Source organism: Streptomyces sp. NPDC046859 (assembly GCF_040645135.1).
Classification (GTDB): domain Bacteria; phylum Actinomycetota; class Actinomycetes; order Streptomycetales; family Streptomycetaceae; genus Streptomyces.
Genome location: NZ_JBEYXR010000007.1, coordinates 141917 through 168071, shown reverse-complemented (window position 1 = coordinate 168071; position 26155 = coordinate 141917). Strand labels below are relative to the sequence as shown.

Below are 26155 nucleotides of genomic sequence, written 5' to 3'. Positions count from 1 at the left end.
GCCCGACGGCGGTTCCCCTCAAGGGAGATCGGGGGTGTACTCGTGCGCATCGGACTGATTGCGGAGGGTGGCTATCCGTATGTGAGCGGTGACGCCAGGCTCTGGTGCGACCGGCTCGTGCGCGGGCTCGGGCAGCACGAGTTCGACATCTACGCGCTCAGCCGCAACGAGCGCCAGGAGGACGAGGGCTGGGTCCCGCTGCCCCCGCAGGTCAGCCGGGTGCGCACCGCGTCGCTGTGGACCGCCGAGGACGACGGGGTCGTCCACGGCCGCCGCGCCCGCCGGCGCTTCGCCGAGCACTACGGCGCATTGGCGGCCGTGCTCTGCGCGGGCGGCGACCGGGGTGCCGACGGCGTCTCCGAGACCCCGTCCGCCCTCCAGGCGGACCGTTTCGGCAACGCGCTGTACGGGCTCGCCGAACTCGCCCGCGACGAAGGGGGACTGGCCGGGGCGTTACGGTCCGAGATCGCCGTCCGCACCCTGGAGCGCGCCTGCCGCGCGCGGGACGCGATGCGCACGGTGCGCGAGGCGCGCGTCCCCGACCTCCTCGCCGTCGCCGCCCACCTCGAACGCGCCCTGCGCCCCCTCTCGCTCGACTGGTACGAGGACGACGGGCTCGGCGCGGCCGACCTGATCCACGCCACCTCCGGCGGCACCGCGGCCCTGACCGGCCTGCTCGCCCGGCACTTCTGCGACGTACCGCTGCTGCTGACCGAGTACGGCGTCCGGCTGCGCACCCACTACCTCGCCGGCAGCGGCGCCCCGCCCGCCGTACGCGCCCTCCTCGCCGGCTTCCACGGCGCCCTCGCCGCCGAGGCGTACCACCGGGCTGCCGTCATCACCCCGGGCAACGCCCACGCCCGCCGCTGGCAGGAGCGCTGCGGCGCCGACCGGTCCAAGCTCCGCACCGTCTACCCCGGCATGGACGCCTCCCGTTTCGCGGAGGTCGGCGAGGCGTCGTCGTGCGCGGACCCCGACACGCTGGTCTGGGTCGGCCGGGTCGAACCCGCCAAGGACCTCGTCTCCCTGCTGCACGCCTTCGCCGAGGTCCGCAAGGAGGAGCCGAAGACCCGCCTGCGGATCGTCGGCACCCCGGCGGGACCCGAGGGGGAGACCTACCTCGGCCACTGCAGGGCGCTGGCCGCGCAGCTCTTCCCCGACGAGGCCGACGGCCCGCACACCGTCGGGGACAACCCGGTCTCCTTCGAGGAGATCGGCGGGCCGCCGCTCCCGTCCCTCGCCGACGCCTACGCCTCCGGCGCGGTGACCGTCCTGTCCAGCGTCGTCGAGGGCTTCCCCGTCGGCCTGGTCGAGGCCATGCTCTGCGGGCGCGCCACGGTGTCCACCGACGTCGGCGCGGTGGTCGAGGTCATCGGCGGCACCGGTCTCGTCGTACCGCCGCGCAACCCGCGGGCGCTCGCGGAGGCGTGCGTGGCGCTGCTGCGCGACCCCGAGCGCCGTGAACGCCTCGGCGCGGCTGCCCGCGCGCGAGCACTCGAACTCTTCACCGCCGAGCAGAACGTCGCGGCATTTCACGGCATTTACCTCGACGTCGTCGCCGGTACGCCGGTCCGGCGCGTGGTCCTCGACGACGCGGGCGCCCCGCTGCCGTTCGGCGTGCCCGCCGAGGCCCACGTCCCCGGGCACTGGACCAACCGCCTGCACACCGGGCCTGGCGCGACGCCGTCCGCCCGGCCTCCGGGGGTTCCCACGCCGGAGGGGGCGCGATGAGGGGCGTGCGGATCGGCGGGACGCCGGCTGGCCCGGCCCCGGTGACGGAGGAGGCGCGATGACCGCCGCAGGAGGGACCGACCACCCCATGACCGCGCCCGGCAGCCCGGAGGTCTGGGACGAGCGTGCCGAGGAGTGGCTCACGGCCGACGCCGACGGACGGGAGGACCAGGCCCTCGCCGGCCCTCTCGACCGACCCCGCCCGCCCCGCGCGGGCGTGGACCCGGTGAAGGCCCTGATGCACCGTCACCATGACCTGTGCGCCCACGCGGTGGACCCCCTGGAGATCGCCGCCGGCCTCGAGGTCCACGGCATCACCGACCGCACCGCCGCCCGCTTCCGGCACCGGGACGTGTTCTCGCTGGCCGAGGAGATGTACGCGCGCGTGCCCCGCGACGGCGACGCGCCCGGCGACCCCGCACCCGTCACACCGCCGCGCGTACGGGCCGACTGGGTGCTCCTCACCCTCCTCCCCGGCGCGCTGGGCACGGCCACCCTGGCCGCGGTGCGTCTCACCCACGGCCAGACCCGCCTCGTCGCGGCCGCCGCGGGAGCGCTCACCGTGCTCCTCGCGCTGCGCGCGGCCCTGGCCAGGGGCCCGTTGTCGACCACGCGCCCCACCCGCCCGACGGCGACCTGGACGGGCTGGCTCCTCGGCTACGCCCTCCTCGGCGACGGCCTCCTGCGCGCGGCCCTGACCGGGGGACCCGACGCCCTGCCCAGCGGCGGCACCGACGGCCCCTGGCCCCTGACCACCGCTCCCCTCCTGGCCCTCGCGCTCTCCTGCGCCCCCGCGGCCTGGTGCGCGCACCTCCTCGCCGTACGGGCCCGCCGCACGCTGTCCTCCAGCCGGGCCCTGGCCGACTTCGCCACCTCGGTGCACCCCCTGCTGCTCGCCGCGTTCGCCGCCTACGTCGGTGCCCTCGCGGCCCTCACCGCCGCCACCGCCGCGGCCCTGGACGAGCCGGCCGCTTACCCGCAGACCCTCACGCTGGGCGCCCTGCTCTTCCTGGCCCGCCTGCTCACCGTCCACGGCTTCACCCACGCCCCGGCGCTCGTCCTGACCGCCACCGCCGCGGCCGAGGCGACCGCCCTCGCCTGCGTCTTCGCGGCCCGCCTCCCGGGGTGCGCGTGGCTGGCGACCCCCACCCGGGCGCTCGCCGACACCTGGGGCCCCGCCGCCGTCCCGGCCCTCGCCTGCGGCGCCGCCGCCCTGGCCCTGCTGTTCCACGCGAGCCGCACCCTCACCCGGGCGTCGGCCCACACGGCGGGGGAGGAGCGGTGGTGAGGCGGCGACCAGGTGGAGGTGTCGCCCAGGGCGCACAGCCGCACCCCCGCCCCCTCGTCCCGGCCGCGCGGACGCGCTTCCACGCCCTCGCCCCGGCAGCCACCCCCCGCTTCTCCCACCACCCGTAGCCCCCGGCCCGAACCGCCGGAGGCACCCCGACGAAGGAGAGACCTCCCATGACCACCTCCCGACCCGACCTCCCCTCGGCCCCGGGAGCCGCGCGATGAGAGTCCTGCTGATCGGAGCCAACGGCTATCTCGGCCGCTTCGTCGCCGACCGTCTCCTCGCCGACCCCGCCGTCCAGCTCACCGCGCTGGGCCGCGGCGACGACGCGGACGTCCGGTTCGACCTCGCGTCCGGCAGCCCCGGAGCCCTCACCCGCTTCCTCGACGCGGTCCACCCCGGCGTCGTCATCAACTGCGCCGGCGCCACCCGCGGCGGCGCCCGTGAACTCACCCGGCACAACACCGTCGCCGTCGCCACCGTCTGCGAGGCCCTGCGGCGCAGCGGCTGCGGCGCCCGCCTCGTGCAGATCGGCTGCGGTGCCGAGTACGGCCCGAGCCAGCCCGGCTCCTCCACGGCCGAGGACGCCGTGCCCCGTCCCGGCGGCCCGTACGGCGTCAGCAAGCTCGCCGCCACCGAACTCGTCCTGGGGTCCGGTCTGGACGCCGTCGTGCTGCGGGTCTTCTCGCCCGCGGGCCCCGGCACCCCGGCCGGCTCCCCGCTCGGCCGCCTCGCCGAGGCCATGCGGCGCGCCATGCAGTCGGGCGACGGCGAGCTGAAGCTCACCGGTCTCGGGGCCCAGCGCGACTTCGTCGACGTCCGCGACGTCGCCCGTGCCGTCCACGCCGCCTCCCTCTCGGCGGCGCAGGGCGTCATCAACATCGGCTCCGGACGCGCCGTCCGCCTGCGCGACGCGGCCGCCGTCCTCGCCCGGGTGGCCGGGTACGGCGGCGCCCTGCACGAACTCGACGGCCCGCCCGGCCCGCTGCGCGCCACCATCGGCCACCCCCGGGGCGACTCCGACCACACGGTGCACGCTGCGCACGGCGCCCACACCGGTCACAACGCCGCGCCCGTCGCCTACCCGGACGGCTGCGGCAGCTGGCAGCAGGCCGATGTGCGCACCGCCCGCGACCGGCTCGGGTGGCGCCCCCGCATCAACCTCGAGGAGTCCCTGGGCGACATCTGGATGGAGGCGGCATGCCGTATCTGACCGGCACCCCCGCGACGACCGCGAGCACGGACCTGCGCCCGGGGTTAGGCATCCCCGGCCTGGCCCACCCCCTGCTCGCACCCGCCGAGTGGGCGGAACTGACCCACCCCGGCGCCCCCGTGCACTGGGCCGTCCTCAACGTCGCCGACGGCCCCGGCACGCAGCCCGACCCCCACTGCCTGGAGGCGGCCGGCCGCCTCCGCAACGCGGGCGTCCGCATCCTCGGTCACCTGGACGCCGCCCGCCTGGACACGACCCGCTTCGGCACCACGCGCTTCGACGCGACCCGCTTCGACGCCGCCCGCCCCGGCGGACCGCGCTCGGGCGCACCGGGCCGGGGCCCGTCCCGAGGGGGCGGTGGCCGGAGCCTGGGCGAGCTGATGTCCGAGGCCCAGCGGTACGTCGACTGGTACCGGGTCGACGGCTTCTACCTGGACCGCTGCCCCGTCGAACGGGCCGACCTGCCCGAGACCCGCCGCGCGGTCGGCACGCTGCGCGCGCTGCGTGACAAGGCGCACATCGTCCTCGGCCACGGCGCCCACCCTCACCCCGGGTACGCGGAGTGCGGTGACCAGCTCGTCACGTTCTCCGGCGCCTGGTCCGAGTACCGCTGGTCGCAGGTGGCGGAGTGGACGGCCGACTATCCGCCCGGCCGCTTCTGCCACTTGGTCCACGGGGTGCCGCGCGGCCACCTGGAGGAGGCGCTGCGCATCGCGCGCTGGCAGGGCGCCGCGACCGTCTGGTTCACCGACCGCACCGACCGCGGCGGGCGCACCGACCCCTGGGAGACCATGCCCGGCTACTGGGACGACATCGTCTCGCGGATCGGAACAGGTGTCTCGGAATGAAAAAGGCCATGGCACTGTTACGGGGAGAACAAATGTAGTGATCGACCGACCAACGGAGTCCCCGTGTCGCTGCCACCCCTGGTCGAGCCCGCCCCCGAGCTCACCGTAGACGAGGTTCGCAGGTACTCCCGCCACCTGATCATCCCCGATGTCGGGATGGACGGGCAGAAGCGGCTGAAGAACGCCAAGGTGCTCTGTGTGGGCGCCGGCGGCCTGGGCTCGCCGGCGCTGATGTACCTGGCCGCGGCGGGCGTCGGCACGCTCGGCATCGTGGAGTTCGACGAGGTCGACGAGTCGAACCTCCAGCGCCAGATCATCCACAGCCAGGCCGACATCGGCCGCTCCAAGGCCGAGTCCGCACGCGACAGCGTCAAGGGCATCAACCCTTACGTGAACGTGGTCCTTCACGAGGAGCGGCTCGAGGCCGACAACGTGATGGACATCTTCAGCCAGTACGACCTGATCGTCGACGGCACGGACAACTTCGCGACGCGTTACCTGGTCAACGACGCCTGCGTGCTGCTGAACAAGCCGTACGTGTGGGGCTCGATCTACCGCTTCGACGGCCAGGCCTCTGTGTTCTGGTCCGAGCACGGCCCGTGCTACCGCTGCCTCTACCCGGAGCCCCCGCCGCCGGGCATGGTCCCCTCCTGCGCCGAGGGCGGCGTGCTGGGCGTGCTCTGCGCGTCCATCGGCTCCATCCAGGTCAACGAGGCCATCAAGCTCCTCGCGGGCATCGGCGAGCCGCTGGTCGGCCGCCTCATGATCTACGACGCCCTGGAGATGCAGTACCGCCAGGTCAAGGTCCGCAAGGACCCCGACTGCGCGGTCTGCGGCGAGAACCCGACCGTCACCGAGCTCATCGACTACGAGGCCTTCTGCGGCGTCGTCTCCGAGGAGGCCCAGGAGGCGGCGGCCGGCTCGACGATCACTCCCAAGCAGCTCAAGGAGTGGATCGACGACGGCGAGAACATCGACATCATCGATGTCCGCGAGGTCAACGAGTACGAGATCGTCTCGATCCCCGGTGCCCGTCTGATCCCGAAGAACGAGTTCCTCATGGGCACCGCCCTGGAGACCCTCCCGCAGGACAAGAAGATCGTCCTGCACTGCAAGACGGGTGTCCGCAGTGCGGAGGTCCTCGCGGTCCTGAAGGCCGCGGGCTTCTCCGACGCGGTCCACGTCGGCGGCGGCGTCATCGGCTGGGTCAACCAGATCGAACCCGACAAGCCGGTCTACTGATCACGGGTCTCGCCCACCAGCGAGGCTGACGAAGCCCACGGCTCCGACCAGTTCGGGTGCCGTGGGCTTCTGTCGTCGTCGGTCGGCGTCGGGTGGCCTCGCACAGCCCGGGGACACGGCCTGGCCCGGACCATGCGGAGCGTCGGCCCGGGTGAGTGCCGCCGCACAAGTTCGTTCGCCGGCCCAGCCCGCGTCGGCGCCCCGCATCAAGTTGCCGAGTGCCGTCCACGTCCGCGCCGCTTCTGCCCGGCTTTCATGATCGCAGCGGGTTGTCGTCCCGCGAAGATCTTGCATGAGCCGTCAGGAGCAGACCTTGCCGTCCTTCGGGACGGTGCCCTTCAGCAGGTACGCGTTGACCGTCGAGTCCACGCAGCCGCTGCCCTTGCCGTACGCGGAGTGGCCCTCGCCCTTCCAGGTGAGCGTCACCCCCACGCCCTTGCCGAGTTCGTCGGCCATCCGGCGCGTGCCCTCGTAGGGAGTCGCCGGATCGCCGGTGTTGCCGACGAGCAGGATCGGGGCGGAGCCCGGCGCGCTCACCTCCGGGGTGTCGTACTGACCGGACACCGGCCAGTCGTGGCACCAGCCGGCCGTGTCCCAGCCCAGCATCGGACCGAACACGGGCGAGACCTTCTCGAAGCGCGGCAGCAGCTTCTTCGCGTCCTCGGCCGTCGGCCGCTGCTTGTCGTCCAGGCACGATATGACCCGCTGCGAGTGGCTTCCCGTGCCGTACTTCCCTGACGCCTCACGGTCGTTGTACTCGTCGGCGAGGGCCAGAAGCTCGGTGCCGTCGCCCTGTCGGGCCGCCTGGAGCGCGCTGGTCAGGGTCGGCCAGCTCGCCTTGTTGTACAGCGGCCTGACGATCCCCGTGAGCGCGAGCGACTCGGTGAGCTCGCGGCTCGACGACGTCGGCAGCGGCTTCGCGTCGATCCGCTTCAGCAGGTCGACCACCTCGCGGGTCCCCGCCTCCGCGCCCCGGCCCGTGGACTCCAGGTAGTTGTTCAGCGCGCGCTGGAAGCCCAACGCCTGGTTCTCGGCGTGGCCCGCCGCGTCGGCGCTCGGGTCGACCACCGCGTCCAGGACGATCCGGCCGACGTTCTTCGGGAACAGGTGGGCGTAGACGCCGCCCAGTTCGGTGCCGTACGAGATGCCGAAGTAGTGGGTCTTCCGGTCCCCGAGCACCTGGCGCATCAGGTCCATGTCGCGCGCGGTGTCGGTGGTCGCCACGTGCGCTATGAGGGCGCCTCCGGCCCTTTGGCAGCCCTTGCCGAAGTCGGCGGCGTCACGGAAGTACGCGGTCTCCTCCGCCGGCGTGTCCGGTGTCAGGTCAACGGCCTCGGACGCCTGGATCTCCCGGTCGCGGCGGCAGCGCACGCCCTCGCTGGCCCCCACTCCGCGCGGATCCCAGCTCACCAGGTCATAGCGCTCGCGCAGTTCGGACGCGCCCGCCGAGTACCAGGGCAGGGTGGCCAGGCCCGAGCCGCCGGGGCCGCCGAAGTTGAACAGCAGGGAGCCGATGCGGTCGTCCCCGGTGGCCTTGGCGCGGATCAGCGCGAGGTCGATCGTCCTGCCCTCGGGCTTCTTCCAGTCCAGCGGCGCTTCGACCGTCGCGCACTGCCACTCGCCGCCCGGCGCGGGTGAGCCCGCGGTGGCCCGGCAGCGCCCCCAGTCCGGTTTCTGCGAGGTCAGGGAGGAGGGCAGCGCGGTCCCGGAACTCGCGGCCGGCGCCGAGGCGCTGGTGCCACCGGTGTCGGACTTCGGGTCGTCCGACGAGCCTCCGCTGCACCCGGTCGCGAGCAGCGCGGCGGCAGCCGTCAGAGCCGTCCACCGTACGAACCGTGCCATGCCGTGTCCCCCCTCGCGGGCCCTCCGCACCGTGCAGCGGAGGGCGGTCCGGCCATACTAGGCGGATCACGGAAAGCCCGTCGGACCCTGTGGATAACTCTCTGACCTGCGGGTATTCAGTCATTGTGGGGTTTCAGGAGCAGATCGTCCCGGCCGGAGGCACCTTCCCGTCCAGGAGATAGCCGTTCACCGCGTCCCGTACGCACTTGTTGTCGCTCTCGTACGCCCCGTGCCCCTGTCCCCGGTAGGTCATCTCGACCCCCACGCCGTCGCCCAGCGCCCGCGCCATCTTCCGGGCCCCCTCGTAGGGGGTGGCCGGGTCGCCGGTGTTGCCCACGACGAGGATCGGCGCCGAGCCGGGCGCGCTGACGTCGGGGTGGTTCGCGGCTCCGGGCACGGCCCAGTCGGTGCAGCTGAGCATCGACCAGGCGAGGGAGTCGCCGAAGAGCCCGGACGCCGTCCGGAACTCCGGCAGCCGGTCCTCCACGAACGCCGGGGTGTAACGGGGCTTGTCGTCGGCGCAGTTGATCGAGACGTTGGCGGCGGTGCTGTTGTTGTACTCGCCGTTCTCGTTGCGTCCGTTCAGCGAGTCGGAGAGCAGCATCAGGGTGCTGCCGTCCCCGTCGTACGCCTGCTCCAGGCCCTCCGTGAGGTAGGGCCAGAAGTCCTTCGAGTACAGCGCCTGCAGGATGCCGGTGGTGGCGGCGCTCTGGGTGAGTTCGCGCGGGAAGATGCCCTTGATCGGCTTCCTGTCGAGGTCCTTCAGCAGTGCGGCGACGCGGTTCTTGACGTCCTTGGGGGTGTCGCCGACCGGGCAGTCGTCGGCCCGGGAGGTGCAGTCCTCGGCGAAGTTGTCGAGGGCCAGCTGGAAGCCCCTGGCCTGGGCGAGCGATTGCTGCTCGGGGGTCTGGGTCGGATCGACCACCGCGTCGAACACCGCCCGTCCGACGTTCTTCGGGAACAGGTGGGCGTAGACGCCGCCCAGTTCCGTGCCGTACGAGATGCCGAAGTAGTGGAGCCTGTCGTCGCCCAGGACCTGGCGCATCAGGTCCATGTCGCGGGCCGCCTCGGTGGTGCGGACGTGCGGGAGCATCCCGCCGGAGTTCTTCTCGCAGGCGTTGTTGAAGTCCTTGGTGCTGTCCACGAGCTCCCTGCGCTCGGCGGCGTCGTCCGGTGTCGCGTCCTGCTGGAAGTAGGCGTCGAGCTGCTGGTCGTCCTCGCACCACACGGGCGCGCTGCGGCCCACCCCGCGAGGATCGAAGCTCACCAGGTCGTAGCGGGTGCGCAGGGTCTCGTACGACGCGCCGAAGGCCGGGAGCGTGGTGACTCCCGAGCCGCCCGGCCCGCCGAAGTTGAAGATCAGGGAGCCGATGCGGCGGTTCTCGGCACCGGTGGTCCTCACCCGGATCAGCTCGATGTCGATGGTGTCGCCCTTGGGGTCGTCCCAGTCACGGGGCGCCTTCATCTTGGCGCACTGCCAGGTGCCGCCGTCCGGGAGCGGCGAGGGGCTGCCTTCGCCCCCCTCGGCCTTCGACGGCGCCGGGCAGTCCCGCCACGTCAGCTTCTGTGCCGTCAGGTCACGGTCCCCGGAGTCGTCGTCCCCGCAGGCCGCCAGCGCGGAGGCCAGCAGGAGGGCGGCGGCGGTCAGGGCTGTGGCGCGCAGCCGGGGCGGGTTCGGCATGATCCCATCCTGCGGTCGTGCGGGGCGCGGCGCCCGGGCCACGGGCCGTACGGGGTACGGCGGCGCCACGCTCGTCCGGTGCCCCTCCACCGTACGGCGCCCGGCGCGTCGTACGGCGTGCCGGGCTCGGCCCTACAGGGCGCCCTTGCGGGTCAGATGGTTGAAGGCGAGCCAGCCGGGCAGCACCGGCAGCCACAGGGTCAGCAGACGGAACAGCAGCACCGCGGGCGCGGCGACCTCGCTGGGCAGGCCGACGGCGATCAGACCGACCGTGAGGGTGGCCTCCACGGCGCCCACGCCGCCCGGGGTCGGGGCCGCCGAGCCGAGCGCGTTGCCCGCGAGGAAGACGACGGCCACGCTGGCGATGCTCAGCGAGGTGCCCTCGCTGCCGAACGCCCTGATCGAGGCGTCCAGGCACATCACGAAGCAGGCGGTCAGCAGCAGCATGCCGCCGATGCCGGTGACCAGCTTCTGCGGCCGCTGGAGCACGTCGAGCATGCGGGGCACGACGCCCGCGAACAGCGACCTCACGCGCGTGACGACGAACTTCCGCAGGAACGGCACCGACGTCACGACGAGCACCAGCACCGCCACCGTCAGCAGACCCGCGATGACCGTGCGGGACGGCGACAGCGAGGGTGTCTTCTCGGTTCCGGTGAGATAGCCGAAGGACAGCAGCATCAGGATGTGGCAGCCGAGCCCGAACAACTGGGACGCGCCCACGCTCGCCACCGCGAGCCCCGGCCGCACTCCCGCGCGCTGCAGGAAGCGGGTGTTCAGCGCGACACCGCCGACCGCGGCCGGCGCGACGATCTTCACGAACGACCCGGCGACCTGCGCCGCCACCGTCCGCCGGAACGGCACCCGCTCGGGCACGAAGCCCAGCAGGGCCATCGCCGCCGCGAAGTAGCTGGCGGCGGAGAACAGCACGGCCGCGGCCACCCAGCCCCACTCGGCGTTCGCGACGAGCGGGCCGAACTCGATGTGCGTGAGCTGTGTGAGCAGGAAGTACGCGCCGATGGCGCCCGCGATGAAGCTGATCAGGGTGCGCGGGCGCACCCGCTCGAGCCGGGCCGGCTCGACCGGTGCCTGCGGCCTGATGCGCAGCACCTCGTGCCGGATCAGCGTGAGCAGGTCCTCCTCACGGGCGTCGTCCAGGGCCTCGTCCAGCGCCCGCTTCTCGGCCCGCGCCTGGGCCCGCACGGTCTTCTTGTCCGGCTTGTCGGCCCCGGCGTCGGCCTCCTCGCTGCGGGTCTGCTTGGACAGCCGGGACGCCTCCAGGACCGCGTCGCGCTCGCGCTGCGCGCGTTCCCGGGCGAGCCGGCGCAGCGTCGCGCGCGTGGAGCGGCTCAGCGCGATGGGCTGGAGCATCGGCAGGCAGTCGGCCACGGCGTCCGGGCCGAGCACGCCGACCGCCGAGGCCACGGCACGCTCGGCGCCGATGCGCAGCCCGAGGGTGACCAGCAGCTGGGAGATGTCCATGCGCAGCAGCAGGCTGTTCGCCGCGATCTCGCCGATCCGGAGGTCGGTGATGATCACCTTGCCGGAACGATCCACCAGGATGGCGTCGCCGACCAGCCTGCGGTGCGCGATACGGCGCGACTGCAGCGCTTTGACCTGCAGCCAGGTGTCGCGCAGCAGATCGTCGGTGATCTCCTCCTCCGCGAGCGAGTCCAGGGTGCGGCCGCCGGTGTGCTCGTAGACCAGCATCACGGCGTCCGGGCCGAGCTCGGACGTGGCGATCAGCTTCGGCGCGTTGGCCCCGGCCGCGATGGCCGCGTAGGCGAGCAGGGCCTCCTGTTCCAGGGCCTGCCGCAGCGACTGGAGGCTGCTGCGGGTGGCGAAGCCGCGCAGCGTGAGGTTGCGCCACGCGCGGTAGAAGAAGCCCTGCGCCTGCTGCTCCCGGTCGACCACCGTGACGTCCAGCGGCGGCCCGTCCTCCAGGGTGACGAAGTAGCGCCGGCCGCGGTCGGTGGCGGTCTCCTGAGTGTCGGCGACCTCCTCGCGGGCCGCGCTCACCGGACGGAATCCGACGTGCCGCAGGCCCGCCATCAGCGTCCGGCCGGTCGGGCGGACGTTGGGCGATCCGACCGCGTAGAGCGTCCCGTAGGCGACGGCCCAGCCGATCAGCAGCGTCAGCAGGATCGAGAACGGTGTGGTGTAGCCGGTGACCAGCATCGAGAAGGCGTACAGGACCAGGACCGCCCACAGGACCGCGCGCCAGCGGGGCCTGCGGGACATGCCCACGGCCGTCATGTACGCGATCACCGGGGCGAGGTAGCCGTGCACCGGGTCGGTGAGCGAGCCGACGTCACCGGGGGAGGGCTGGGTGAGCGCGTCCCGGATGGAGTCCGGGGCGGCCCGCGCGACCCACAGGTCTGTGGCGAGTGTCACCCCGTGCGCGAGGACGGCCGCCAGGACGCCGTCGGCGATGCGCAGCCCGTCCCGTTTGATCAGCCGTTCGATCGCGAAGGCCACCGGGACCAGCAGGATGGCGATGCTGGAGACCAGCCCCGCGAGCTTGCTGAACACGTCGGGCGCCTGCCCGGTGCCCTTGTTGATGTCCTGTTCGAGGCCCGAGGTGGTGCCGTGCGCGAACGCGGCGATCGCGAGCAGCAGCACGATCCCCAGCAAGCCCGCCAGGACCCGGACGAGGTCGGAGGGGCGGTGCACGCGCGCGGGGAGCAGCGGTTCGTCGCCCTCCACCTCGTCCGCATGCGCCTCCTCGACGTTCTGGGCCGGCTCCTCGCCGGCCGCGCGACCGGCATCGGAGCCCTCGCCGGCCTGCTGTTCCTCGCTGGTGGCGGTCCCCTCGGGGTCCTTGTCGCCCGGGCGCGCGGTGTCAGGGCGCGGCGAAGCGCCGGACGTGCTCTCCGCGTCCTCCGGGTGCACGCCCTGCTGCTTCATCGACTCTTCTTGGTCTCGTATCACCGGTCACCGCCCGCACGATGGTGGCATGCCGCACCGACACACAGGGGCATCAGGGTGCAAACGCGGGGGCGCACAGTCTGCCCGAAGCGTCGCCCCGGGGCGAGGGCTACGCACGGTGGCGGGCGCGTCGCGCTGTCGGTGGCGTGGTGCAGGATGGGGCGGATGAGCGAGGAGAGCCTTCCGGACGCGGCCCGTCCGCAGCAGGCGGACGCGCTGCCGGAGTACGCCGAGCGGGTCCTGGAGGTCGCCGAGGTGATCCCGCCGGGGCGCGTCATGACGTACGGGGACGTGGCGGAGTGGCTGGAGGAGGGCGGGCCGCGCCAGGTGGGCCGGGTGATGGCCCTCTACGGGGGCGCCGTCCCGTGGTGGCGGGTGGTCCGCTCGGACGGCGTCCTGCTGCCCGGTCACGAGCTGCGGGCCCTGGAGCACTACCGCGCCGAGGGCACGCCGCTGAAGGAGGCGAGCAGGGCCGCCGAGGGCCATCTGCCGCGCCTCGACATGAGACGGGCGCGCTGGGACGGCGGTGGACGCGCACAGGGTCACACCTGACAGCTTCCGCCATCGGCGGGCCCGCCGTGTGACGCGTGACGCGTCCCGGGGTGGGAGGGCACGTCCGAGGCATGACGTACGTTCGTGAGGCGAGGGGCACAGGTGCCAGGAGTGACCCGAGGGATGAAGCGGAAGCCCTGCTTCCGTGCTGTCCCCCGGCGTAGCGTCGGCTGCGCGTGTCCCCCTCACCCCGCGGTCACCGCCCTCCCCGCGCGGAAGGCGGCCGCCCGCGACCCCGACCACCGTCTTCCGGCCACGGCGCAGCGCGCCGGCCACGACCCCCTGCACACCCACCAGGACCGGCGAACCACGTGAGCTCCTCTTCCTCCACCAGGCGCCTGTCGCACACCACGGTGCGACAGGGGGCCCGTGGCGCTTACCGGTTGGTGCGTACCCCTCCGGCCCAGGCGGCTCCCCCTCGTCTTGACGCAGCTCAGCGCTCGGTGGTTGACCACACCACCGGCCCGATGCTCGTCCTCGCGGGCCCGGGCACCGGCAAGACGACCACGCTCGTCGAATCGGTGGCGGCCCGTATCGCGCGCGGCGGCGACCCGGAGCGCATCCTCGTGCTGACGTTCAGCCGCAAGGCCGCCGTGGAACTGCGCGACCGCATGGCGCTGCGCATCGGCGCCGCCCGCGCGCCCCAGGCGACCACCTTCCACTCGTTCTGCTACGCCCTGGTCCGCGCCCACCAGGACCACGACCTGTTCGTCGAGCCCCTGCGGCTGCTGTCCGGCCCGGAGCAGGACGTGACCGTCCGCGAGCTGCTCGCCGGCCAGCCCGAGCTGGAGCGGCTCGGGCTCGCCCATGTGCGCTGGCCGGACGAGCTGCGCGCCTGCCTGACCACCCGCGGCTTCGCCGACGAGGTCCGCGCCGTCCTCGCCCGCAGCCGCGAACTGGGCCTCGGCCCCGGCGCCCTCGACGACTTCGCCCGCCGCATCGGCCGACCCGACTGGCGGGCCGCCGCCTCCTTCCTCGCCGAGTACCTGGACGTCCTCGACCTCCAGGGCGTCCTCGACTACGCCGAGCTGGTCCACCGCGCGGTCCTGCTCGCCCGGCGGCCCGGCGCCGCCGAGGCGCTCGCCGCGCGGTACGACGCCGTGTACGTCGACGAGTACCAGGACACCGACCCGGCCCAGGTGCGGCTGCTGCACGCCCTCGCCGGCGGCGGCCGCACCCTCGTGGCGTTCGGCGACCCCGACCAGTCGATCTACACGTTCCGCGGCGCCGACGTGAACGGCATCCTGGAGTTCCCGCACACCTTCCCGCGCGCGGACGGCCGTCCCGCCCCCGTCGAGGTCCTGCGCACCTCCCGGCGCTCGGGCACCGCGCTCCTCGCCGCGACCCGGCTGCTGACCCGACGCATGCCGCTCACCCGGCTCCCGGCCGACAAGGTCCGCGCCCACCGCGAGCTCACCGCGGTCCACGAGGGCGGCCGGGTCGAGGTCCACACGTACCCGACGGCCGGCACCGAGCTGGACAACGTCGCGGACATCCTGCGCCGGGCCCATCTGGAGGACGGCGTCCCCTGGAGCGAGATGGCCGTCCTGGTGCGCGCCGGCTCCCGCACCATCCCGACTGTCCGCCGGGCCCTCACGGCCGCCGGGGTGCCCCTGGACATCGACGGCGACGACCTGCCCCTGCGCCATGAGCCCTCCGTCGCGCCCCTGCTGACGGCACTGCGCGCGGTGGCCACGGCGGTGGCGGGGCAGGACCGCACGGGACGCACAGACGAAGCGCCGGCGGTGACCGGGCCGGCCGGGTCCGCTGCTTCCGAGGCGGAGGACCCCGACGGAACCGAGCCCGCCCCCTGCTGGCTCGACACCGAGACCGCCCTGACCCTGCTCGCCTCCCCGCTGGCCGGCATGGACGCCGCCGACCTGCGCCGCCTCGGGCGGGCCCTGCGGGACGAGGAGCGGGCCGCGGGCAACTCGCTGCCGCCGCCCTCCGACGACCTGCTCGCCCGCGCGCTGGCCGAGCCCGAGCGGCTGGCCGTGCACGACCCCACGTACGCGCGGGGCGCCCAGCGCCTCGGCGCGCTGCTCCGCACGGCACGCGAGCGCCTCGCGGGCGGCGGTACGGCCGAGGAGGCGCTGTGGGACCTGTGGCAGGGCACCCCCTGGCCCACCCGCCTGGAACGCGCAGCCCGCCGCGGCGGCGCCGCCGGCCGCAACGCCGACCGCGACCTGGACGCCGTGTGCGCCCTGTTCGCGACGGCGGCGCGCGCGGAGGAGCGCACCGGCGGCCGGGGCGCCCTGAACTTCCTGGAACAGATCGACGCAGAGGACATCGCCGCCGACACCCTCACCCGGCGGGCTGTACGCCCGGACGCGGTGCGCCTGATGACCGCGCACCGCTCCAAGGGGCTGGAGTGGCGCCTGGTCGTCGTCGCCGGGGTCCAGGAGGGCCTGTGGCCCGACCTGCGCCGCCGCGGCTCCCTCCTGGAGGCCGACCGCATCGGCCGCGACGGGCTCGCCGAACCGCTCACCCCCGGCGCACTGCTCGCCGAGGAGCGCAGGCTGTTCTATGTGGCCGCCACGCGCGCGCGTGAACGGCTCGTCGTCACGGCCGTGAAGGCACCCGCCGACGACGGCGACCAGCCGTCCCGGTTCCTGACCGAACTCGGCGTGGAACCCGTCGACGTGACCGGCCGCCCCCGCCGCCCGCTGTCCGTGGCCGCCCTCGTCGCCGAACTCCGGGCCACGACGGTCGACCCGCGCGCGTCGGACACCCTGCGCCGGGCCGCAGCGCTCCGGCTGGCCCGGCTGGCCGCGCTCGCCGACGACGACGGCCGTCCGCTGGTGCCCGCCGCCCACCCCTACCGCTGGTGGGGCATGTTCGAACCCACCGAGTCGAAGGTGCCGCTGCGCGACCGCGACCAGCCCGTGGTGCTGTCCGGCAGCGCGCTGGACCAGCTCGCCAACACCTGCTCGCTGCAGTGGTTCCTCGGCCGCGAGGTGAAGGCCGACGCGCCCGCGACCGTCGCCCAGGGCTTCGGCAACGTGGTCCACGTCCTCGCCGACGAGGTCGCCTCCGGGCACACACCGGCCGATCTCGCGGTCCTCATGGAACGGCTCGACTCCGTCTGGAACGCCCTCGCCTTCGACGCCCCGTGGAAGTCCGAGCAGGAGAAGGCCAACGCGCGCGTGGCGCTCGAACGCTTCCTCCGCTGGCACGTGATGGACCGGGCGGGCCGCGCCCCGGTCGCCAGCGAACACGACTTCGACGTGACGCTGGAGGCGGGCGACTTCGAGGTGCGCATCCGCGGCCAGCTGGACCGCGTCGAGGCCGACGCCGACGGACGCGCCTACGTCGTGGACTTCAAGACCGGCAAGCAGGCCCCCAGCGCCGCCGAGGTGGCCCGCCACCCGCAGCTCGCCGTCTACCAGCTCGCCGTGCGCGAGGGCGCCGTCGACGAGGCCTTCGACGGCGTACGGCCCGAGCCGGGCGGCGCCGAACTCGTCCAGCTGCGTCAGGGCGCCGCCCAGCGGGACGGCGGCGACACGCTGCCCAAGGTGCAGGCGCAGCAGCCGCTGGACGGCCCGGAGGGGGAGTGGGTCGGCGACCTGCTGGCCACGGCGGCCGGCAAGGTCCTCGACGAGCGGTTCACGCCCACCGCGGGCCAGCACTGCACCCACTGCGCGTTCCGGGCGTCGTGCAGCGCGCGCCCGGAGGGCCGGCACGTGGTCGAGTGACCGCGCCCTCGGGAGGGGCGGCACGCGGGGTGCGGTGACCGCCCCGAGGGACGGCACGCGGTCCGGTGACCGGCGTGACGGATCGCACCACCCGGCTCCGACCTGCGCTTCTTCCGTCCCGGCGGGCCGATCCGGCACGCGCTGTCAGTGGCCGCCGCTAGCCTTCCTCAGGTGCCCGCCCGTATCACCGACCCCGAGCAGCTCAAAGAGCTCCTCGGCATCCCGTTCACCCCGGAGCAGACGGCCTGCATCACCGCACCGCCCGCCCCGCAGGTGATCGTGGCCGGCGCCGGATCGGGCAAGACAACGGTCATGGCGGCCCGCGTGGTGTGGCTGGTCGGCACCGGCCAGGTCGCGCCGGAGCAGGTCCTCGGCCTGACCTTCACCAACAAGGCCGCGGGCGAGCTCGCCGAACGCGTCCGCAAGGCCCTCGTCCGGGCCGGGGTCACCGACCCCGACGCCATCGACCCGGACCGGCCGCCGGGCGAACCGGTGATCTCCACGTACCACGCGTTCGCGGGCCGCCTGCTGACCGACCACGGGCTGCGCATCGGTCTCGAACCGACCTCCCGGCTGCTCGCGGACGCCACCCGCTACCAGCTCGCCGCGGGCGTGCTGCGCGAGGCCCCCGGCCCCTACCCGGCCCTCACCCGCTCCTTCGCCGACCTCGTCAGCGACCTGCTCGCCCTCGACGCCGAACTCTCCGAGCACCTCGTGCGCCCCGAGGCGCTGCGCGCCCACGACGCCCAGTTGCTGCTCACCCTCCAGGGCACCAGGCTCAGCAACGCCGACCTGCGCAAGGTCCCCGAGGCCGCCGCCGCGCGCCGCGAGCTCGCCGAACTCGTCGTCCGCTACCGCGCCGCCAAGCGGGAACGGGACCTGCTCGACTTCGGCGACCAGATCGCCCTGTCGGCGCGCCTGGCGCGGATCCCGGAGGTGGGTCGCCTCCTGCGCGACGAGTTCCGGGTGGTCCTCCTCGACGAGTACCAGGACACCTCCGTCGCCCAGCGCGTCCTCCTCGCCGGCCTGTTCGGCGACGGCACCGGCCACCCGGTGACCGCCGTGGGCGACCCCTGCCAGGCGATCTACGGCTGGCGCGGCGCCTCCGTCGCCAACCTGGACGACTTCCCCGAGCACTTCGCCCACGCCGACGGCCGCCCCGCCACCCGCCAGGCCCTCAGCGAGAACCGCCGCAGCGGAGGCCGCCTCCTCGACCTCGCCAACGGCCTCGCGGAGCCCCTGCGCGCCCTGCACGCGGGTGTGGAGGCACTGAGCCCGGCCCCCGGAGCCGAGCGTGACGGCATCGTGCGCTGCGCCCTCCTGGCCACCCACGCCGAGGAGATCGACTGGATCGCCGACTCCGTCGCCCACCTGGTGAACACCGGCAAGGAGCCCGGCGAGATCGCCGTCCTGTGCCGTACGGCGACCGACTTCGCGGAGATCCAGGCGGCGCTCGTCGCCCGGGACGTCCCCGTCGAGGTGGTCGGCCTGTCCGGCCTGCTCCACCTGCCCGAGATCGCCGACCTGGTCGCCGTCTGCGAGGTCCTCCAGGACCCCGGCGCCAACGCCTCCCTGGTCCGCCTGCTCACCGGCCCGCGCTGGCGCATCGGCCCGCGCGACCTCGCCCTGCTGGGCCGGCGCGCCCGCCTCCTGGTCTCCCACGCGCGCGTGGACGGCGACGACGACCCCGACCGCCGTCTCGCCGAGGCCGTCGAGGGCATCGACCCGGCCGAGGTGATCTCCCTCGCGGACGCCCTCGACACGTTCCTGGAGACGCCGCTGGACGGCGCCGGGGACGACGACGGGCTGCCCTTCTCGCCCGACGCGCGCGTGCGCTTCGCCCGTCTCGCCGCCGAGCTGCGCGACCTGCGCCGCTCCCTGTCCGACCCGCTCATGGACGTCCTGCACCGCGTCCTCGCCGTCACCGGCCTGGAGGTCGAGCTGTCGGCCTCCCCGCACGCGCTCGCCGCCCGCCGCCGCGAGACCCTGTCGAACTTCCTCGACATCGCCGCGTCCTTCGCCGCCGGCGACCACGAGGCCTCCCTGCTCGCCTTCCTGGCCTTCCTGCGCACCGCAGCCCAGTACGAGAAGGGCCTCGACAACGCCCTGCCGGGCGGCGACAACACCGTCAAGGTGCTCACCGCCCACAAGTCCAAGGGCCTGGAGTGGGACGTCGTGGCCGTCCCCGGCCTGGTCACCGGCACCTTCCCCAGCTCCCAGGGCCGCGAGAAATGGACCGCGCAGGGCAAGGTGCTTCCGCACGAGCTGCGCGGCGACGCCGACACGCTCCCCGACGTCGACTCCTGGGACTCCCGGGGCCTGAAGGCCTTTCACGAGGCCATGAAGGAGCACCAGCACACCGAGGAGCTGCGCCTCGGCTACGTCACCTTCACGCGGCCCCGCTCGCTGCTTCTCGGCTCCGGCCACTGGTGGGGTCCCAGCCAGAAGAAGCCCCGCGGGCCCTCCGACTTCCTGCTGGCCCTCCACGACCACTGCGCGACCGGGCACGGAGAGATCGAGGTGTGGGCCGACGAGCCGGCCGACGGCGCGGAGAACCCGGCCCTGCTCCGGGAGGGCGCCGAGCACGCCTGGCCCCTGCCCCTGGACGAGACCGCCCTGGCCCGGCGCCGCGCGGCCGCCGAGACGGTCCTGGCCCACCTGGAGCGGCTGGCGTCCCGGGACGACCCCGTCGCGACGCACGATCCCGGCACCTACGACGACCCCGACTGGCCGCCCCCGCCGGACGAGGACGACGACCGCGCGTTCGCCGACGCGTACGCCCACCCGGACGACGACCCCGGCGCATCCGATCTGTGGGACGACTCTCCCCTCGACCACGCTCCCCTCGACGACGCCCCGCTCGACGAGGCCCCTTTCGAGGACGGCGCCTACGACGACACCCCGTACGAGAGCGCCATCCAGCACGAGAGCGCCCCCGACGCGACCGCCGGACACCACCGCCCTCGCGACCCGGAGTCCCGGACCACCGGCCGCCCGGCCATCCCGCACCAGGCGGCGCGGCCGCGCCCGCGCACGGCGGACGGCGAACACCTCACACCGGAAGAGGCCCGCACCCTCGCCTCCTGGGACCGTGACCTCGACGCCCTGACCGGCGAGCTGCTGCGCGCCCGCGCGAGCGTCACGGACGTACCGCTGCCCGCGTCCCTGACCGCCTCCCAGCTGATGCGGCTGGCCGCCGATCCGGACGGGTTCGCGCAGGAACTCGCGCGCCCCATGCCGCGCCCCCCGCAACCCGCCGCACGCCGAGGCACCCGATTCCACGCATGGGTGGAAGCCCGCTTCGAAGAGTTGACGCTGCCGATGCTGGAGCCCGATGAGCTGCCCGGCAGCGAGGCGGAGATCGCCGACGAACGCGACCTGGAGGCCCTCAAGGACGCCTTCGAGCGCACGGAGTACGCGCACCGCACGCCGTACCGGGTGGAGGCCCCGTTCCAGCTCGCGATCGCCGGCCGGGTCGTCCGCGGCCGCATCGACGCCGTGTACCGCGACGGAGACGGCGACGGGGCGACGTACGAGATCGTCGACTGGAAGACCAACCGCGCCCGCACCGCCGACCCCCTCCAGCTCGCCCTGTACCGGCTCGCCTGGGCCGAGCAGCAGGGCGTCCCCCTGGAGTCGGTGGACGCCGTCTTCCTGTACGTCCGCAGCGGCGAGGTCGTACGCCCGGACGACCTGCCGGACCGCTCGGCGCTGGAACGCCTGCTCACCGGCGAGCCCGCCGGGGAGACGGAGTGTGAGGAACCGCCCAATCAGGATGCCCGCGCGGGCCGATAGGCTCGGGAGTATGAGCCAGACCCCGGACGACGCTGTCCGTACGTACATCGAACAGCACAGCACCGCCTTCCTCGACGATCTCGCGGAATGGCTGCGCATCCCGTCCGTCTCGGCTCAGCCGGCCCACGCGCCCGACGTGCGCCGCAGCGCCGACTGGCTCGCCGCCAAGCTCCTGGAGACCGGCTTCCCCACGGTCGAGGTCTGGCCCACGCCCGGCGCACCCGCCGTCTTCGCGCACTGGCCCTCCGGCGACCCCGAGGCGCCCACGGTCCTCGTCTACGGCCACCACGACGTGCAGCCCGCCGCCCGCGAGGACGGCTGGGACAGCGAGCCGTTCGAGCCCGTCGTGCGCGACGGACGGCTGTACGCGCGCGGGGCGGCCGACGACAAGGGCCAGGTGTTCTTCCACACACTCGGCGTCCGGGCCCACCTCGCGACGACCGGCCGCACCGCCCCGGCCGTCGACCTCAAGCTGCTGATCGAGGGCGAGGAGGAGTCCGGCTCCCCGCACTTCCGCGCCCTGGTCGAGGAGCGCGCCGACCGGCTCGCCGCCGACGCGGTGATCGTCTCCGACACGGGCATGTGGGCCGAGGACACCCCCACCGTGTGCACGGGCATGCGGGGCCTCGCCGAGTGCGAGATCCGGCTGCACGGCCCCGACCAGGACATCCACTCCGGCTCGTTCGGCGGCGCCGTCCCGAACCCGGCGACCGCCGTCGCCCGCTTGGTCGCCGCCCTCCACGACGACCACGCGCGTGTGGCGATCCCCGGCTTCTACGACGGGGTCGTGGAGCTGACCGACCGCGAGCGTGAGCTCTTCGCCGAGCTGCCCTTCGACGAGGCGCAGTGGCTGCGCACCGCCAGGTCGCACGCCGGCCACGGCGAGAGCGGCCACACCACGCTGGAGCGCGTCTGGGCCCGCCCCACCGCCGAGGTCAACGGGATCGGCGGGGGCTACCAGGGCCCCGGAAGCAAGACGATCATCCCGTCGTCCGCCATGGTGAAGTTGTCCTTCCGGCTGGTCGCCGGGCAGGACCCGGACCACATCGAGAAGGCCGTCCGCGCGTGGGCCGCCGAGCAGGTGCCTGCGGGGATCCGCTGCGAGATCACCTTCAGCGGGGCCACCCGCCCGTGCCTGACGCCCCTCGACCACCCGGCCCTCCGGTCCGTCGTCCGGGCCATGGGCCGCGCCTTCGAGGGCCCCGTCCGCTTCACGCGCGAGGGCGGCTCCGGGCCCGCCGCCGACCTCCAGGACGTGCTCGGCGCACCCGTGCTCTTCCTCGGCATCTCCGTCCCCTCCGACGGCTGGCACGCCCCGAACGAGAAGGTCGAGCTCGACCTGCTCCTCAAGGGCGTCGAGACCACCGCCTACCTGTGGGGCGACCTCGCCGCGCACTGGCGTCATGTGCCCTGACGCACCGCCCCCGCCCGGAGCGGCCTCGCGCGCGGCGCACCGCAGACGCCGCCGCAACGCCGGCGCTGCCGCCCCCGGTCGTCTCCCGTCCCATGTCCCGCCGATCCACCCGCCGAAGCACACCGTTCCACTGGGGGAGTTGGAAGCACCCGTGACCACCTCGACCGACCACACCGCCGACCGACCCGTCTCGCTCACCGCCCCGAGCGGCATCGACCGCGCCGCCCACCACCGGCTCGACGAGGCCTGGCTGGCGGCGGCGTGGAGTCACCCCACGACCCGCTGCTTCGTGGTCTCCGGCGGTCAGGTCCTGATCGACGAGACGCCGGACGGGCGTACCGAACTCGTCATGACCCCCTCGTTCGAGGCACCCCTCACCGAGGCGCACCGGTACTTCCTCGGTATCGACGAGGACGGCGTCAGCTACTTCGCCCTGCAGAAGGACGTCCTGCCCGGCCGTATCGACCAGTCCGCGCGACCGGCCGGCCTGCGCGAGGCCGGACTGCTGCTGTCCCCGCGTGACGCGGGCCTGATGGTGCACGCCGTCGGCCTGGAGAACTGGCAGCGCACCCACCGCTTCTGCTCCCGCTGCGGCGAGCGCACCGTCATCGCCGCGGCCGGGCACATCCGCCGCTGCCCCGCCTGCGGCGCCGAGCACTACCCGCGCACCGACCCGGCCGTGATCATGGCCGTCACCGACGAGGAGGACCGCATCCTCCTCGGCCGCCAGGTGCACTGGCCCGAGGGCCGCTTCTCCACGCTCGCGGGCTTCGTCGAGCCGGGGGAGTCCATCGAGCAGGCCGTGCGGCGCGAGGTCTTCGAGGAGGCCGGCATCACCGTCGGCGGGGTCGAGTACGTGGCCAGCCAGCCCTGGCCCTTCCCGTCCAGCCTCATGCTCGGCTTCATGGCCCGCGCCACCTCCTACGACATCCAGGTGGACGGCGACGAGATCCACGAGGCCCGCTGGTTCTCCCGCGAGGACCTGCGCGCGGCCTTCGAGTCGGGCGAGGTCCTGCCGCCCTACGGCATCTCGATCGCGGCCCGTCTGATCGAGATCTGGTACGGCAAGCAGCTGCCGACGCGCGGCGTCTGACCCGCGGGGAAGCGCACGGACGCAGACGAAGAGGGTGGCGGCCCGGTCACGGGCAGCCACCCTCTTCTCAGCTGTGGAGCGGACGTCCGCTCAGACGCTGATCTTCTGCTTCACCTGGGCCAGCGACGGGTTCGTCAGCGTCGAACCGTCCGCGAAGAGCACGGTCGGCACGGTCTGGTTTCCGCCATTGGCCTTCTCGACGAACGCGGCGGACTCGGGGTCCTGCTCGATGTTGATCTCGGTGTACGCGATGCCCTCGCGGTCCAGCTGCTTCTTCAGCCGCTGGCAGTAGCCGCACCAGGTGGTGCTGTACATCGTCACAGTGCCCTGCATGTCTCGTGCGCTCCTCGGATGGCTCGGGGATCAGGTCGTCCGGAGGGAGAACGTACGGCGGCGGCGCTCCATTCCCACCCGGGGTATGCCGGGCACGTGACGCCTGCCGCATAAGTACGACTGTCCCTGCCCGCCTGTGGACAACCGGCGCGGCCGCCTCCGGCGACCTGGCAGCATGAACGTGTGACAGCAGCAACGCACTCCACCCTCTTCCCGCAGGTACCGGACTCCCCCGACGCGGTGCTCGAAGGGCTCGACCCCGAGCAGCGCGAGGTGGCGACCGCCCTGCACGGTCCGGTGTGCGTGCTCGCCGGAGCCGGTACCGGCAAGACCCGGGCCATCACCCACCGCATCGCCTACGGGGTGCGCGCCGGCATCCTCCAGCCCGGCAGCGTCCTCGCCGTCACCTTCACCGCCCGCGCCGCGGGGGAGATGCGCGGGCGGCTGCGCCAGCTCGGCGCCGCCGGGGTCCAGGCCCGTACGTTCCACTCGGCCGCGCTGCGGCAGCTGCAGTACTTCTGGCCGAAAGCCGTCGGTGGCTCCATGCCGCGCCTCGTCGACCGCAAGATCCAGCTTGTCGCCGACGCGGCCGCCGCCTGCCGCATCCGCCTCGATCGCAACGAGCTGCGGGACGTCACCGCCGAGATCGAGTGGTCCAAGGTCACCCAGACCGTCCCCGCCGACTACGCGCTCGCCGCCGCGAAGGCCGGTCGTGAGGCGCCCCGCGACCCCGCCGAGATCGCCCAGCTCTACACCGTCTACGAGGACCTCAAGCGGGACCGCGCCGTCATCGACTTCGAGGACGTCCTGCTGCTCACGGTCGCCGTCCTCCAGGACCGCCAGGACATCGCCGAGCAGGTGCGTTCCCAGTACCAGCACTTCGTGGTCGACGAGTACCAGGACGTCAGCCCCCTCCAGCAGCGCCTGCTGGAGCTGTGGCTCGGTGACCGCGACAGCCTCTGCGTGGTGGGGGACGCCAGCCAGACGATCTACTCGTTCACCGGCGCCACCCCGGACCATCTGCTCGACTTCCGCGCCCGCCACCCCGGAGCCACCGTCGTCAAGCTGGTCCGCGACTACCGCTCCACCCCCCAGGTCGTCCGCCTCGCCAACGGTCTGCTCTCCCAGGCCCGCGGCCGCGCCGCCGACCACCGGCTGGAACTGGTCTCCCAGCGCGACCCCGGTCCCGAGCCCGTCTACACCGAGTACACCGACGAACCGGCCGAGGCGGAGGGCGCCGCCCGGCGCATCCGGGACCTGCTGGACGACGGTGTCCCGGCCGCCGGGATCGCCGTCCTGTTCCGGACGAACTCCCAGTCCGAGACCTATGAGCAGGCCCTCGCCGACGCGGGCATCCCCTACCAGCTGCGCGGCGCCGAGAGGTTCTTCGACCGCCCCGAGGTGCGCAAGGCGAGTGTCGCCCTGCGCGGCGCGGCCCGCTTCGGCGGCAACGACTCCCTCCTGGACGATGTCGTGGACCTGCCCTCGCAGGTGCGCGCCGTGCTGTCGGGGGAGGGCTGGACGTCCGAACCGCCGGCCGGCTCCGGTGCCGTCCGAGAGCGCTGGGAGTCGCTGGCCGCCCTCGTCCACCTCGCGCAGGACTTCGCGGCGGCCAAACCCGGCGCCACCCTCGCCGACCTGGTCGCCGAGCTCGACGAGCGGGCGAACGCCCAGCACGCCCCCACCGTCCAGGGCGTCACCCTCGCCTCCCTCCACTCGGCGAAGGGCCTGGAGTGGGACGCCGTCTTCCTGGTCGGCGTCGCCGAGGGCATGATGCCGATCTCGTACGCCAAGACCGACGAGCAGGTCGAGGAGGAGCGCCGCCTCCTGTACGTGGGTGTCACCCGCGCCCGGCGCCACCTCCATGTCTCCTGGGCGCTGACCCGCGCTCCCGGTGGCCGGCCCAACCGCCGTCCCAGCCGTTTCCTGGACGGACTGCGCCCCGGTTCCGCGGGTGCCGCGGGCCGGGCGGCGTCCGGAGGCGGTGCCGGCGGCGTCGAGCGGGGGCACACGCGGGCGTACACCAGCCGGCGCGAGGACGCCCCGAGACGGAGGCAGCGCAGCCCGGCCCGCTGCCGGGTCTGCGGGCGCACCCTCATCGACGCCGGTGAGATGAAGCTGATGCGCTGCGAGAACTGCCCCTCCGAGATGAACGAGGGCCTGTACGCGCGTCTGCGCGACTGGCGAGCGGGTCAGGCGCGGCGCAGCGGCCAGCCCGACTTCTGCGTCTTCACGGACCGGACCCTGATGGCGATCGCTGAGGCGGAGCCGAACAGTCCGGATGAGTTGGCCCGCATTCCAGGTCTCCTCAAGCGGAAGCTCGACCGCTACGGAGCCGATGTGCTGGCCATATGCGCAGGTCAGGAGGTCGGGGAGAGCGAGGTGGGGGACTGAGGGGAACTCGTCCCAAAAATAGTTTGCGCATGCCCCAGCGATCCCCATAGGTTCTTAACCACGCGAGCGGAGGCCTTCTCGGAGGCCCCTGATCCGTGATGTA

General features: G+C 73.7%; 15 protein-coding genes. 11 read left to right on the top strand and 4 right to left on the bottom strand.

Annotated features, from left to right (window positions below; all coding sequences use genetic code 11):
* The first annotated feature begins 42 nt into the window (after window positions 1-42).
* From ABZ899_RS13065 to moeZ, 5 genes are all read left to right on the top strand, one after another.
* Window positions 43-1731, top strand: a complete 1689-nt coding sequence (locus tag ABZ899_RS13065) for a DUF3492 domain-containing protein (RefSeq protein WP_361344894.1) — start codon at window positions 43-45, stop codon at window positions 1729-1731.
* A 58-nt stretch (window positions 1732-1789) separates the two neighbouring features.
* Window positions 1790-3019 carry a hypothetical protein gene (locus tag ABZ899_RS13060; protein ID WP_361344892.1) on the top strand — a complete coding sequence of 410 codons (1230 nt, stop codon included), beginning with the start codon at window positions 1790-1792 and terminating at the stop codon, window positions 3017-3019.
* Between the two features lie 223 nt (window positions 3020-3242).
* A complete protein-coding gene (locus ABZ899_RS13055) occupies window positions 3243-4235 on the top strand; it encodes an NAD-dependent epimerase/dehydratase (RefSeq protein WP_361344890.1) in 993 nt (330 codons plus the stop codon).
* Window positions 4223-5083: a spherulation-specific family 4 protein gene (locus tag ABZ899_RS13050; protein WP_361344888.1), complete on the top strand. Its 861-nt coding sequence runs from the start codon at window positions 4223-4225 to the stop codon at window positions 5081-5083. Before ABZ899_RS13055 ends, ABZ899_RS13050 begins: the two co-directional genes overlap by 13 nt.
* 63 nt (window positions 5084-5146) lie before the next feature.
* Window positions 5147-6325, top strand: a complete 1179-nt coding sequence (moeZ, locus tag ABZ899_RS13045) for an adenylyltransferase/sulfurtransferase MoeZ (protein WP_361344887.1) — start codon at window positions 5147-5149, stop codon at window positions 6323-6325.
* Window positions 6326-6625: 300 nt separating this feature from the next.
* On the opposite strand, the gene ABZ899_RS13040 is transcribed toward moeZ, so the two are convergent.
* The 3 genes from ABZ899_RS13040 to ABZ899_RS13030 all read right to left on the bottom strand — a co-directional run bounded on the left by ABZ899_RS13040 (window position 6626) and on the right by ABZ899_RS13030 (window position 12755).
* Window positions 6626-8167: an alpha/beta hydrolase gene (locus ABZ899_RS13040; RefSeq protein WP_361344885.1), complete on the bottom strand. Its 1542-nt coding sequence runs from the start codon at window positions 8165-8167 to the stop codon at window positions 6626-6628.
* Window positions 8168-8300: 133 nt separating this feature from the next.
* Window positions 8301-9848, bottom strand: coding sequence for an alpha/beta hydrolase (locus ABZ899_RS13035; RefSeq protein WP_361344883.1), 1548 nt, complete (start codon window positions 9846-9848; stop codon window positions 8301-8303).
* 132 nt (window positions 9849-9980) lie between these two features.
* Window positions 9981-12755: a lysylphosphatidylglycerol synthase transmembrane domain-containing protein gene (locus ABZ899_RS13030; protein ID WP_361344882.1), complete on the bottom strand. Its 2775-nt coding sequence runs from the start codon at window positions 12753-12755 to the stop codon at window positions 9981-9983.
* A gap of 186 nt (window positions 12756-12941) precedes the next feature.
* Here ABZ899_RS13030 and ABZ899_RS13025 point away from each other — a divergent pair, with 186 nt between their 5' ends.
* The 5 genes from ABZ899_RS13025 to nudC all read left to right on the top strand — a co-directional run bounded on the left by ABZ899_RS13025 (window position 12942) and on the right by nudC (window position 23325).
* Entirely contained in the window at window positions 12942-13328 is a 387-nt protein-coding gene (locus tag ABZ899_RS13025; protein WP_361344881.1) for an MGMT family protein, read from the top strand.
* A gap of 311 nt (window positions 13329-13639) precedes the next feature.
* Window positions 13640-17023 (top strand): ATP-dependent DNA helicase, encoded by a 3384-nt coding sequence (locus ABZ899_RS13020; protein WP_361344879.1) that lies wholly within the window; start codon window positions 13640-13642, stop codon window positions 17021-17023.
* A gap of 171 nt (window positions 17024-17194) precedes the next feature.
* A complete protein-coding gene (locus tag ABZ899_RS13015; protein ID WP_361344877.1) occupies window positions 17195-20818 on the top strand; it encodes an ATP-dependent DNA helicase in 3624 nt (1207 codons plus the stop codon).
* Between the two features lie 10 nt (window positions 20819-20828).
* The gene (locus ABZ899_RS13010) at window positions 20829-22232 is read left to right on the top strand and encodes a dipeptidase (protein WP_361344875.1); all 1404 of its coding nucleotides are present in this window, start codon (window positions 20829-20831) and stop codon (window positions 22230-22232) included.
* Between the two features lie 151 nt (window positions 22233-22383).
* Window positions 22384-23325: an NAD(+) diphosphatase gene (gene nudC, locus ABZ899_RS13005; protein ID WP_361344873.1), complete on the top strand. Its 942-nt coding sequence runs from the start codon at window positions 22384-22386 to the stop codon at window positions 23323-23325.
* 90 nt (window positions 23326-23415) lie between these two features.
* Here the strand turns inward: nudC and ABZ899_RS13000 are convergent, their stop codons facing one another.
* Window positions 23416-23658 (bottom strand): mycoredoxin, encoded by a 243-nt coding sequence (locus ABZ899_RS13000; protein ID WP_234765507.1) that lies wholly within the window; start codon window positions 23656-23658, stop codon window positions 23416-23418.
* A gap of 120 nt (window positions 23659-23778) precedes the next feature.
* Between ABZ899_RS13000 and ABZ899_RS12995 the strand changes: the two genes are divergently transcribed.
* On the top strand, window positions 23779-26052 hold the full coding sequence (locus ABZ899_RS12995) for an ATP-dependent DNA helicase UvrD2 (protein ID WP_361345235.1): 2274 nt from the start codon (window positions 23779-23781) through the stop codon (window positions 26050-26052).
* The last annotated feature ends 103 nt before the right edge of the window (window positions 26053-26155 follow it).